We start from the raw sequence: 11467 nt of genomic DNA on the forward strand, positions 1-11467 counted from the left end.
TCGCGGCCGGGATGGCGGCGGCGCTGCCGAGCGTGGACGCGTTCGTCGAGGGGCACAGCCTGGCCGCGCTGGAGCGGCTGGCGGCGGTGGTGCGGGGCGCCGGAGCGGTGCCGGTCGTGGGACGGGGCGGCGGCGCGGTGCCGGTCGTGGAAGGAGCGGAACGTGCGTGACATTCTCCCGGCGCTGGCCCGCTGGTACGGGTCCCGGGCGCCGTTCGGACTGGCCACCGTCGTCGAGGTCAGCCGCAGCGCGCCGCGCGACCCGGGGGCGGCGATGGCCGTGGGCCCGGACGACGAGGTGGTCGGCAGTGTGTCCGGGGGCTGTGTCGAGGGCGCGGTGTTCGAGCTGGCGCAGGAGGTCGTGGCGGACGGCGAGGCGCGCCTTCAGACCTTCGGCTACAGCGACGAGGACGCCTTCGCGGTGGGGCTGACCTGCGGCGGCGAGATCACCCTGCTGGTGCGTCCGGTCACGCCCGAGCGGGATCCGTCGTTCGGCGAGGTCGCCGAGTCCGTCGCGTCGGGTGATCCGGTGACCGTGGCGACGGTGACCGACGGTCCCGCCCCGCGCGGGGCCACGCTCGCCGTGTGGCCGGACCGGGTGTCGGGCACGCTCGGCACGACCGGTCTGGACGCCGCCGTCACCGCCGACGCGCGCGGCGAACTCGCCCTCGGCGCGACCGGGCTGCGCCACTACGGTCCGCGCGGCCAGCGCCGCGAGGACGCGGTGAGCGTCTTCCTGCAGTCCTTCGCCCCTCCCCCGCGCATGCTGGTGTTCGGCGCCATCGACTACGCGGCGGCCGTGGCCCGGATCGGCGCCTTCCTCGGCTACCGGGTCACCGTCTGCGACGCACGCCCGGTGTTCGCCACGCCCCGCCGCTTCCCCGAGGGCGTCGAGGTGGTCGTCGAGTGGCCGCACCGGTATCTGCGGGACACCGGCACCGACGAGCGCACGGTGATCTGTGTGCTCACCCACGACCCGAAGTTCGACGTGCCGCTGCTGGAGGAGGCGCTGCGCCGGCCGGCCGCGTACATCGGCGCGATGGGCAGCCGGCGCACCCATGACGACCGGACGCGGCGGCTGGTCGAGGCCGGGCTCGGCGACCGGGAGCTGTCCCGGCTGCGCTCCCCCGTCGGCCTCGACCTCGGCGCCCGAACGCCCGAGGAGGTGGCCGTGTCCGTGGCCGCTGAGATCGTCGCCCTGCGCTGGGGCGGCACCGGCGCGCCGCTCACCGCGACGCGGGGCGCCGTCCATCCGCCGCCCCCACCAGCACCGGGCCGCCCCGAGTCCTGAGGAGCAGAACCATGGAGTTGCACCACGAGTTCACCGTCCCCGTCCCGGTCGACGACGCGTGGCGGGCGCTGCTCGACATCGAACGGGTCGCGCCGTGTCTGCCGGGCGCGACCGTGGACGAGTACGACGACAAGAACGTGTCCGGCTCGGTGAAGGTCAAGGTGGGTCCGGTGACCGTCACCTACACGGGGACGGCGGTCTTCGAGGAGCGGGACGAGACCGCGCACCGCATGGTGCTGGTCGCCAGCGGCCGGGAGACGCGGGGCCAGGGCACGGCCCGGGCCACGGTGACGGGAACGCTGGACGAGCGGGACGGCGCCACGGCCGTGTCGGTGCGCACGGATCTGACGGTGACCGGGCGGCCGGCGCAGTTCGGGCGGGGTGTGCTCGCCGAGGTGGGTGAGCGGATCATCGGCCAGTTCGCGGCGTGTCTGTCGGAGCGGCTGGCTGAGCAGCCGCAGCCGATGGCGGACACGGCACCGGCGGGGGTCGCCGGTACGGGCACGGCAGCCGCCCCGGAGACGGCCGAGGCCCGCGAGGAGGAGCCGCTCGACCTGCTGCGCACCGTCGGACCGCCGCTCGCCAAGCGCGTGGCCGCCGCCCTCGCCGCCGTGCTCGCGGTGGGCGCGCTCGCCGCTCGGCTCCGCAGATGGCGGCGCTCCCATAAATGACGACATGAGGTGTGTGAGCGCGCCCGGGATGGGTAGTCGCCCCGATAACCACCCTCCGATCGTGGGAAGGAGGTCCGTGACAGCGCATCTACTCGCAGCGCCCGGGCCGCTTCCACCGACAACGAAGCGGCCCGGACCGTGTGCGCGCTGTCACCGCCGCGGGGGCAGCCGGTGCAGTTCGACCTCCGTCAGCAGGCCGCCGGCGAGGGTGGCCGTCATATAGGTGCAGTGCGGCTGCCGGCGCCGGTCCGTCGGCGACCCCGGGTTCAGCAGCCGCAGGCCTGTCGGGGCGGTGGTGTCCCACGGGATGTGACTGTGCCCGAAGACCAGCACGTCGAGGTCGGGGAACCGGGCGGCGCAGCGCGCCTCGCGGCCCTGGGCGGGGCCGGTCTCGTGGATCACCCCGAAGCGCAGTCCGTCGAGTTCGGCGTACGCGATCTCCGGCAGCCGGGCGCGCAGCTGGGGTTCGTCGTTGTTGCCGTACACGCCGATCAGGCGGCGGCTGCGGCCCTCCAGCAGGTCGAGCGTCGCCGTGTCGACCCAGTCGCCGGCGTGGAACACCACGTCCGCGGTGTCGAGTTCACCGAGCAGTTGCTCGGGCAGCCGCTTGGCCCGCTTCGGCAGATGCGTGTCGGACATCAGCAGCAGACGCACGGTCAGCACTCCCCAGGGCACGGAAGTTGATCACGGCACGGTCTCGTCGGTGGCCGAATGGTGGGACCGCGGTGGCCACGGGGTTACGATCGGGCAACGCATACCAAGCCAGCACGTTCGTCGGCAAGAAGACCCGAAGGGCCCTAAAACTAGATGCCGGTCAAGGTCAGCGTCATCGTTCCCGTCTACAACCCGGGAATCTACATCGAGGACTGCATCTCCTCGCTGCAGCGACAGTCGCTGCCCCCCGACGAGTACGAGGCGATCTTCGTCGACGACGGCTCCACCGACGAGACCCCGGCCCGGCTGGACCGGCTCGCCGCCGAGGACCCGCGGATGCGGGTGATCCACCAGGAGAACTCCGGCTGGTCGGGCAAGCCCCGCAACGTCGGCATCGAGGCCGCCCGCGGCGAGTTCGTGATGTTCGTCGACAACGACGACTACCTGGGCGACGAGGCGCTGGAGCGGATGTACGACTACGGCGTGGCCAACGGCGCCGATGTCGTCGTCGGCAAGATGGCCGGCAAGAACCGCGGTGTGCCGGTGGAGTTGTTCCGCCGCAACCATCCGCGGGCCACGGTCGAGAACGCGCCGCTGATCGACAGCCTCACCCCGCACAAGATGTTCCGCCGGGAGTTCCTCGACCGGATCGGACTGCGCTTCCCCGAGGGGCGGCGGCGCCTGGAGGACCATGTCTTCGTGACCGAGGCGTACTTGCGCGCGGGGAACGTGTCCGTACTCAGCGACTACGTCTGCTACTACCACATCCGCCGCGACGACGCCTCGAACGCCGGCTTCCAGCGCTTCGACCCGGTGGGGTACTTCAAGAACCTGCGGGAGGCGCTGGACGTCGTCGAGCGGTACACCGAGCCGGGTCCGGTGCGGGACCGGCTGTTCCGCCGCTGGCTGCGGGTGGAGATGGTGGAGCGGCTGCGCGCCCGGCGGCTGCTGGCCCTGCCGGACGACTACCGCAGGGAACTGTTCGCGGAGATCCACAAGGTGGTCGTGGAGCGGTTCGGGCCGGGTGTCGCGGCCGGGCTGCAGCCGACCCAGCAGGTCGTCGCCGCGCTGACCGCGGCCGACCGGTACGACGACGTGGTGGCCTTCGCCGAGTGGGAGGCCGGGGTCGCGCCGAAGGCGACGCCCACCGGGGTCGAGTGGCGGGACGGGTCGCTGCGGGTCGGTTTCACCGCCGAGTACGCCGCGGCCCGGGAGCCGATGACGTTCCCGAAGGACGCGGCGCGCACGCCGCTGGCCGACACGCCGAAGAACGTGGAGGAGGCGGTCGCGTGGGTCGGCGCGGAGACCGCGGCGCGCTTCGAGCAGGCGACCGCGGATCTGCTGCTGCGTGAACGCACCAGTTCCGCCCAGTACTTCCAGCCGGTCGAGTTCACGCGGGAGGCGATCCCGGCCGGGGACGGCGAGCAGGTGCGGCTGGTGCTGCGGGCGACCGCGACCGTCGATCCGGCCGGCCTGCCCGGTACGGGGGTGTGGGACGCGGTCGTGCGGGTCAAGCTGGGCGGCTGGACCAAGGAGTGCCGCCTGGGGCCCCTTCCGAACTCCCTGCGCCCTGACGCGTACGCCGGGGTGATCGGCGGCCGTGCGGTTCTGCCGTACTGGACGGAGCCGCACAGGAATCTGTCCCTGGACACGGCAGTCAAGGGCAAGCGCATCGGGCTCGGCACGGTGCGGCGCACGGACGTGACGGTGTCCGGTACCCGGCTGGGCGTGCGGCTGCCGCTGCACGCCGCGGACGGCACGGAGGTGCGGCTGAGGTTCACCTCCTCGCGCCGGACGCTGCACGCGGACGCGACGCTGACCGGGGAGGCCGAGGGGCCGGGTACGCGGTTGGAGGCGACGCTGCCGGCGGTGCTGCCGCGAGGTATCTGGCGGGTCTCGCTCACCCTCGACCCGGAGGCGGCTGAACCGCGTTGGACGGGGCTGCCGTTCGCGCTGCGCGCGGGGGGCGGCGGCATGCTGGTCGTGCCCATTCCGGGCCCCAGTGGAGCGCGGAAACTGCTGGGCAGGGCGCGGCGCGTGCTCGGCGCGGCACGCAGGCGGGTCGCGCCGGTCGTGAACGGCATCAAGGGAAGGCGGTGAAGCGTGCGCGCGCTGGAGATCGAGGGTGCCTGGGTGCTGGAGCCGAAGGTGTTCCCGGACGAGCGGGGCAGCTTCCACGAGTGGTACCGGGGCGAGGAGTTCCGCGAGGCGACGGGCTACGACCTGTCGCTGGCGCAGGCCAACTGCTCGGTGTCGCGCCGGGGTGTGATCCGCGGGGTGCACTTCGCGGACGTGCCGCCGGGTCAGGCGAAGTACGTCACCTGCGTCCGCGGCGCGGTCCTGGACGTGGTGATCGACCTGCGGGTGGGCTCACCGGGGTACGGCCGCTGGGAGGCGGTCCGCCTCGACGACGACACCCGCCACGCGGTGTTCCTCGCCGAGGGCCTGGGCCACGCCTTCATGGCCCTCACGGACGACGCCACGGTGGTCTACCTGTGCTCGACGGGCTACGCCCCGCAACGCGAACACGGCATCCACCCCTTGGACCCGACCCTGGCCATCGCCTGGCCGGACACCATCGCCCCCATCCTGTCCCCCAAGGACGAGCAGGCCCCGACCCTCCCCGAGGCAGAACGCCTGGGCCTGCTCCCCTCCTACGAAACCTGCCGCGCCCACTACGAGAAGCTGCGCGGCAGGGGACTCAACGGCTGACGCCGACCTGTTCCAGAGCGCGGCGCAGGGGCTCCCAGCCCATGCGCCGCGGCAGGCCCCGGTTGCGGGCCTGGGTCATGGCTCGCCAAAACCCGGCCTCGATCAGCGCCTCGGGCGGCACCGCCCCGGCCCGCTCCAGGATGGCCTCGGGCACCTTCTGCGGGTCGGGCACTTTGTACTCGGCCATGATCTCGTCGTACTTGTCGTGCAGCACCGTGTTGTCCGGATCGGCGCCGAAGACCACGAGCTGACCGGTGGGCTGGGTGTCGACAAGGATGGTCACCAGGTCGGGGCGGTAACGCGCCAGCACCTCGGTGATCTTGTAGACGTCGCCGGTCCAGGCAGTGGTGTGCCGGTCACGGGCGGCCTCGTCAACACTCCGCGGCAGCATGTCGTCGAGGACGATCACGCTGGCCCAGTCGGAATGCTTCTCGACGTTCATGAAGTCGCGCAGCGCGTACTCGAAGAGATGCATGCCGTCGATGAACGACAGGTCGAGCGTGGTGCGTCGCCAGTGGCCCAGCGGACTGCGGCCCCTGCGCAGGTTGCGCAGCGGGTGCCTGCCGCCCTTGAGATGGGCCAGCGGATTCTCACGGGCGAAGAAGTCGTCGCTGGTCGCCTTCACCAGGTGGACGTCACACTTGATCTCCGAGACCACCTTGAAGGCGGGGTCGACGGCGATGCTGGGGACGCGTGACAGGCGCAGACTGCGGCCGTCGTTGACGCCGATCTCCAGGTAGTTGCGGTTGGCGCTGACCTTGTGCAGTTCCCGCAGGAACTCATGGCGTTTCACGAAGAAGACTCTCCTTGCGGATGCGGGGCAGTGCTTCATGCAGGGCGGCACGCCAGTCGCGCAGGGCGGGCAGGTCGATCTCCTGCCAGCGGTCGTGCGCGAGGGCGCTGTATGCGGGGCGGGAGGCCGGGCGGGGAAAGGCCGCGGTGGTCGTGGGGCGTACGCGGTCCGGGTCGGTGCCTAGGAGGTGGAAGATCTCGCGGGCCAGGTCGTACCACGTGGCCTCGCCCGAGTTGGTGGCGTGGAAGATGCCGTGGGTGCCGTCGCCGAGGCGGGGGCCGAGGTCGGCTATGCGGGTGGCGACGTCCGCGCTCCAGGTGGGCTGGCCTCGCTGGTCGTCGACGACGTCGACCGTCGGGCGGCGGGATTCGAGACCGATCATCGTCCGCACGAAGTTGCTGCCGTGCACCCCGTAGAGCCAAGCGGTACGCACCACCGCGCTCGCACCGGGCAGTTCCTCCAGGACGGCCTGCTCACCGGCGAGCTTGGAGCGGCCGTAGGCGGTGCGCGGCGCGGTCGGGTGGTCCTCGGGGTAGGGGGTGGTGCGGGCCTCGCCCGAGAAGACGTAGTCGGTGGAGACGTGGAGGAGACGGGCGCCATGGCGGGCGCAGGCGCGGGCGAGCAGGCGGGGGCCGTCGGCGTTGATCCGCGTGGCGGTCTCCTCGTCCGTCTCCGCGTCGTCCACCGCCGTGTACGCGGCGCAGTTCACCACGAGTTCGGGGCCGTGCTCGGCCAGCGCCCGGTCGATCGCGTCGGCGCTCGTGATGTCGAGCGCGGCGCGGTCCAGGCCCGTCACCTTCTCGCCGCGCCGGGTGAGTTCGTCGACGACGTCCCGGCCGAGCATGCCGCCCGCGCCGGTCACCAGCCAGGTCATGCCCGCTCCTCGGCGACGCGCCGCTTCAGGGGTTCCCACCAGGCGCGGTTGTCGCGGTACCAGGCGATCGTCTCGGCGAGCCCCGTGGTGAAGTCGTGCCGGGGCCGGTAGCCGAGTTCGTCGCGGGCCTTGGTCCAGTCGACCGAGTAGCGCAGGTCGTGGCCCTTGCGGTCCTCGACGTACTCGACGCGGTCCCAGCCGGCGCCGCACGCCTCGAGGAGCAGGCCGGTGAGTTCCTTGTTGGTCAGCTCGGTACCGCCACCGATGTTGTACACCTCGCCGGGGCGGCCCTTCGTACGGACGAGTTCGACGCCGGCGCAGTGGTCGTCGACGTAGAGCCAGTCGCGGACGTTGAGGCCCTCGCCGTAGAGGGGGACCTTCTTGCCGTCGAGGAGGTTGGTGACGAAGAGCGGGATGACCTTCTCGGGGAACTGGTGCGGGCCGTAGTTGTTGGAACAGCGGGTGACGCGGACGTCCAGGCCGTGGGTGCGGTGGTAGGCCAGGGCGAGCAGGTCGGAGGAGGCCTTGGAGGCGGAGTACGGCGAGCTGGGGTCGAGGGGGTACTCCTCGGTGGCCGAGCCGGACTCGATGGAGCCGTAGACCTCGTCGGTGGAGACGTGCACGAAGGTCGACACGCCGTGACGCAGGGCCGCGTCGAGGAGGACCTGGGTGCCGACGACGTTGGTGAGGACGAAGTCGGAGGCGGTGAGGATCGAGCGGTCGACGTGCGACTCGGCGGCGAAGTGGACCACCTGGTCCGCCTCGGCCGTCAGCTTGCCGACCAGGTCGGCGTCACGGATGTCGCCCTGGACGAACTTCAGCCGGGGATGGTCGAGTTGCAGATTGTCGAGCGTGCCGGCATAGGTGAGCTTGTCCAGCACGGTGATGCGCGGCGCGTCCCGCGCGTCGGAGGCGAGCAGCGCGGCGACGTAGCGGGAACCGATGAAGCCGGCGGCGCCGGTGACGAGGAGATTCATGAATGGATCTGCACCTTGCTGTGGTCTCCGAGGACGAGTCGGTGGGCGCTGGGGACGCTGGGCGCCGGTGTCACCTCGACATGCCGGCCGATCAGCGAGGACTCGATGCGGCCGACGCCGTCGATCGAGGAGTCCCGCAGCACGATGGAGAACTCGAGTTCACTGTCGGTGATCCGGCAGTTCTCCGCGACGGAGGTGAAGGGGCCGACGTAGGAGTCGCTGACGACCGTGCCGGCACCGATCACCGCGGGGCCGACGATGCGGGAGCTGACGATCCGCGCCCCGGGCTCGACGACGACGCGGCCGATGGTCTCCGAGCCGGCGTCCACCTCGCCGTCGATGCGGCGCTCGATGCCTTCCAGGACCGACCGGTTGACCTCCAGCATGTCGACGACGTTGCCGGTGTCCTTCCAGTAGCCGTGGATGATCGTGCTGCGCACGTCGGCGTGCGTGTCGATCAGGTGCTGAATGGCGTGGGTGATCTCGAGTTCGCCGCGCCAGGAGGGCTTGATGGCACGCACGGCCTTGTGGATGGCCGGGGTGAAGAGGTAGACGCCGACGAGCGCGAGGTCGCTCTTGGGCTTGTCGGGCTTCTCCTCCAGGCCGATCACCTGCCCGGACGCGTCGAGTTCGGCGACTCCGAAGGAGCGGGGGTCGGCGACGTGGGTGAGCAGGATCTGCGCGTCGGGACGGTGGCGGCGGAACTCGTCGACGAGTCCGGTGATGCCGCCGACGATGAAGTTGTCGCCGAGATACATCACGAAGTCGTCGTCGCCCAGCCAGTCGCGGGCGATCAGCACCGCGTGCGCCAGCCCGAGCGGCTTCTCCTGGGGAATGTAGGTGACCTGCAGACCGAACTTCGATCCGTCGCCTACCGCGTCCTCGATCTCTTCCGCCGTATCACCGACGATCATCCCGACGTCCGTGATGCCCGCGTCCGCGAGGGACTCCAACCCGTAGAAGAGCACGGGCTTGTTGGCCACGGGCACCAACTGTTTCGCCGAGGTGTGGGTGATCGGCCTCAGCCGGGTTCCGGCGCCGCCGGACAGCACGAGAGCCTTCATCTGACTCACCATAGCCGTTCACCGGCGCGACGAACATCATTTGATTTACTCGTTGATCACGAATTCCCGGGAGAGGTCCGATCAGTCGCCCGAACCCCGCTAATCCTCACCTCTGACTATGGTCTCCTCCATACTCCCGTTCGAGGTGGTGGAGGACGTCCGGTCGACGACGGCGGGCAGGCAGGTCCGCAGCGGGTCCTGGCCGCGCAGCCGCCGGGCGCGTGCCCAGCCGGTCTCCGGTCGGCGGGGACGGGGTTTGTCACTGATCTCCGAGGTCACGACGCATCATCTTCCTTCTGCATCCGCTGTCGTCCGAGTCCCCGGCGGCACGGCGGGGAAACCCGGCCGCCGCCTCGTACCTCTGCCCGGTGACACGCCCGGACGCGGTCGCGTGGTTCCCGGACGGGCGGGTCGGCCTCAGGTGTTGGGCCGCGCCACGCTGATGTCGCCGAGGGCCGAGTCCGGGTCGCGTTCCATCGCCGCGTCGCCCAACGAGACGACGCCCACGGCGTGTCCCTGCTCGACGACCGGGACGCGGCGCACGGCGTGCTCGCGCATCAGCCGTATGGCGCTGTCCAGTTCGTCGTCCGGCGCCACGGTCACCAGGTCCTCGCTGCACGCGCCCGCCACCGTGGTCTGCTCCGGGTCGCCGCCCTCCGCGAGGGAACGGACCACCAGGTCGCGGTCGGTGACCAGGCCGCGCAGCTCGTCCCCGTCCGTCACGAGGACGGCTCCGAGGTCGCGGTCGCGCATGACGCGGGCGACCTCGGCGACGGAGGTGTGCGGGCCCACGGTCGTCGGTGCGGCGGTCATGATGTCGCGGACGTGCTGGGTCATGACGTGCTCCTGTCTTCCGTCGTTGCTTCCGGCGTGTCGGTGGCCGGGTACCCGTCGGATCGAGACGGTCACCAGGTGCGAGCGGCGCGCAGGAGGTGGTCGTGGAGGAGGGCGGCGTGCGGGTTGCCGGACGTGCCCGGACGCCGTACCAGGCAGCTGGACGAAGTCCTCGTCGGTCGGCGGCACCGCGGTCAGCGCACGGCCGCGGGGCCGCGCGGTGGCGATGACCAAGTCGTGGCGTCCGGCGCGCAGTTGGTCGAGGAGCCGCTCACGCGGTGAGGAGCGGCCCTCCTCTCACCGGTCCGTCCGCTCACCGGTCGGCCGGTCCGGGGCCCAGGACGATCTCGGCCCAGACCTGTTTGCCGCCGCTGACCGGCAGGGTCCCCCAGGCCGCCGACAGGGCCTCGACGAGGAGGATGCCGCGGCCGCCGGTGGCCTCCCAGCCGATGCTGGTGGGCTTGACCGGGGTGCGCGGCGAGGCGTCGGCGACCGCGAGGCGGAGCCGGTCGTTGACGAGGGTGATGTCGAGGCGGACCCGGCCGTCGGTGTGCACCAGGGCGTTGGTGACCAGCTCGGAGACGACGAGCAGGGCGGCGTCGAGGTCCTCGGTCACCCCCCAGCTGCGCAGGGTGCGCCGGGTGAAGCGGCGGGCGTGTCCGACCGCCTGCGGCACCCGCCACACCGTCCAGCTCTCCCGCAGCGGGCGCAGCGCCATGCCGTCGTAGCGCATGAGCAGCAGGGCGACGTCGTCGCTGCGGGGGGCGTTGCCGAGCAGGGCGTCGGCGACGAGGCCGAGGTGGGCGGGGTCGGCGGCGGCCAGCCGCGCGGAGAGGCGGCGCATGCCCTCGTCGATGTCGGCCTCGTGGGACTCGACCAGCCCGTCGGTGGTGAGGGCGACCAGCGTGCCGGGCTGGAGTCGGAGCGGGCTCATGGGGAAGTCGGCCTGCCGAACGACGCCGAGGGGCGGGCCTCCCTCGGCCTCCGCGATGTCGGTGCCGCCGTCCGGGTGGCGCAGCACCGGGGGCAGATGTCCGGCGCGTACGCACCAGGCGGAGCCCTCCTCCATGTCCACGTCGACGTAGGCGCAGGTCGCGAAGAGGTCGGTCTCCATGTCCATGAGCAGCCGGTTGGCGTGGGAGACCACCACGTCGGGCGGGTGCCCTTCGACGGCGTAGGCGCGCAGGGCGGTGCGCATCTGGCCCATGAGGGTGGCGGCGTCGGCGCTGTGGCCCTGGACGTCGCCGATGACCAGGGCGACGTGGTTGTCGGGGAGCGGGATGACGTCGTACCAGTCGCCGCCGAGCTCCAGGCCGGCCGTGCTGGGGAGATAGCGGGCGACGGCGACCGCGCCGGGCAGGCGGGGCAGCCGGCGGGGCAGCAGCTGGCGCTGGAGCATGCCGACGAGCTCGTGCTCGGCGTCGAAGGCGCGGGCCCGCATCAGGGCCTGTCCGGCGAGGCCCGCGGCGGCGGTGAGCAGGGCGCGCTCGTCGGGGCCGAAGTCGTGCGGGGTGTCCCAGCCGATGAGGCAGGCGCCGGCCATGCGGTTGCCCGCGGGCAGCGGCAGCATGGCGAGGCCGCCGGGGCCGACCTCGGCG

The 11467-nt window shown here is 71.9% G+C and carries 11 protein-coding genes; 4 read left to right on the forward strand and 7 right to left on the reverse strand.

Annotated elements, in window-relative coordinates; translation table 11 throughout:
• Positions 1 to 162: 162 nt before the first annotated feature.
• On the forward strand, positions 163 to 1290 hold the full coding sequence (locus N4P33_RS25955) for an XdhC family protein (protein ID WP_260829181.1): 1128 nt from the start codon (positions 163 to 165) through the stop codon (positions 1288 to 1290).
• Between the two features lie 11 nt (positions 1291 to 1301).
• Positions 1302 to 1961, forward strand: coding sequence for an SRPBCC family protein (locus N4P33_RS25960; protein ID WP_260829182.1), 660 nt, complete (start codon positions 1302 to 1304; stop codon positions 1959 to 1961).
• A gap of 150 nt (positions 1962 to 2111) precedes the next feature.
• Here the strand turns inward: N4P33_RS25960 and N4P33_RS25965 are convergent, their stop codons facing one another.
• Positions 2112 to 2615, reverse strand: a complete 504-nt coding sequence (locus N4P33_RS25965) for a metallophosphoesterase (RefSeq protein ID WP_260829184.1) — start codon at positions 2613 to 2615, stop codon at positions 2112 to 2114.
• 153 nt (positions 2616 to 2768) lie between these two features.
• Here N4P33_RS25965 and N4P33_RS25970 point away from each other — a divergent pair, with 153 nt between their 5' ends.
• The gene (locus tag N4P33_RS25970) at positions 2769 to 4715 is read left to right on the forward strand and encodes a glycosyltransferase family A protein (RefSeq protein ID WP_260829186.1); all 1947 of its coding nucleotides are present in this window, start codon (positions 2769 to 2771) and stop codon (positions 4713 to 4715) included.
• Positions 4716 to 4718: 3 nt separating this feature from the next.
• A complete protein-coding gene (rfbC, locus tag N4P33_RS25975) occupies positions 4719 to 5327 on the forward strand; it encodes a dTDP-4-dehydrorhamnose 3,5-epimerase (protein ID WP_260829188.1) in 609 nt (202 codons plus the stop codon).
• Here the strand turns inward: rfbC and N4P33_RS25980 are convergent.
• From N4P33_RS25980 to N4P33_RS26010, 6 genes are all read right to left on the reverse strand, one after another.
• Positions 5317 to 6120, reverse strand: coding sequence for a class I SAM-dependent methyltransferase (locus N4P33_RS25980; protein ID WP_260829190.1), 804 nt, complete (start codon positions 6118 to 6120; stop codon positions 5317 to 5319). The genes rfbC and N4P33_RS25980 overlap by 11 nt on opposite strands.
• On the reverse strand, positions 6107 to 6994 hold the full coding sequence (gene rfbD / locus N4P33_RS25985) for a dTDP-4-dehydrorhamnose reductase (RefSeq protein WP_260829192.1): 888 nt from the start codon (positions 6992 to 6994) through the stop codon (positions 6107 to 6109). Before rfbD ends, N4P33_RS25980 begins: the two co-directional genes overlap by 14 nt.
• Positions 6991 to 7971, reverse strand: coding sequence for a dTDP-glucose 4,6-dehydratase (gene rfbB / locus N4P33_RS25990; protein ID WP_260829193.1), 981 nt, complete (start codon positions 7969 to 7971; stop codon positions 6991 to 6993). Before rfbB ends, rfbD begins: the two co-directional genes overlap by 4 nt.
• Complete coding sequence (locus tag N4P33_RS25995) at positions 7968 to 9035, reverse strand: glucose-1-phosphate thymidylyltransferase (RefSeq protein ID WP_260829194.1); 1068 nt, start codon at positions 9033 to 9035, stop codon at positions 7968 to 7970. Before N4P33_RS25995 ends, rfbB begins: the two co-directional genes overlap by 4 nt.
• A gap of 417 nt (positions 9036 to 9452) precedes the next feature.
• Entirely contained in the window at positions 9453 to 9872 is a 420-nt protein-coding gene (locus tag N4P33_RS26005; protein WP_260829196.1) for a CBS domain-containing protein, read from the reverse strand.
• 310 nt (positions 9873 to 10182) lie between these two features.
• The coding region (locus N4P33_RS26010; protein WP_260829197.1) for an ATP-binding SpoIIE family protein phosphatase at positions 10183 to 11467 on the reverse strand (1285 nt) is incomplete at its 5' end.

This window comes from Streptomyces sp. 15-116A (assembly GCF_025290915.1).
In the GTDB taxonomy this organism is placed as follows: domain Bacteria; phylum Actinomycetota; class Actinomycetes; order Streptomycetales; family Streptomycetaceae; genus Streptomyces.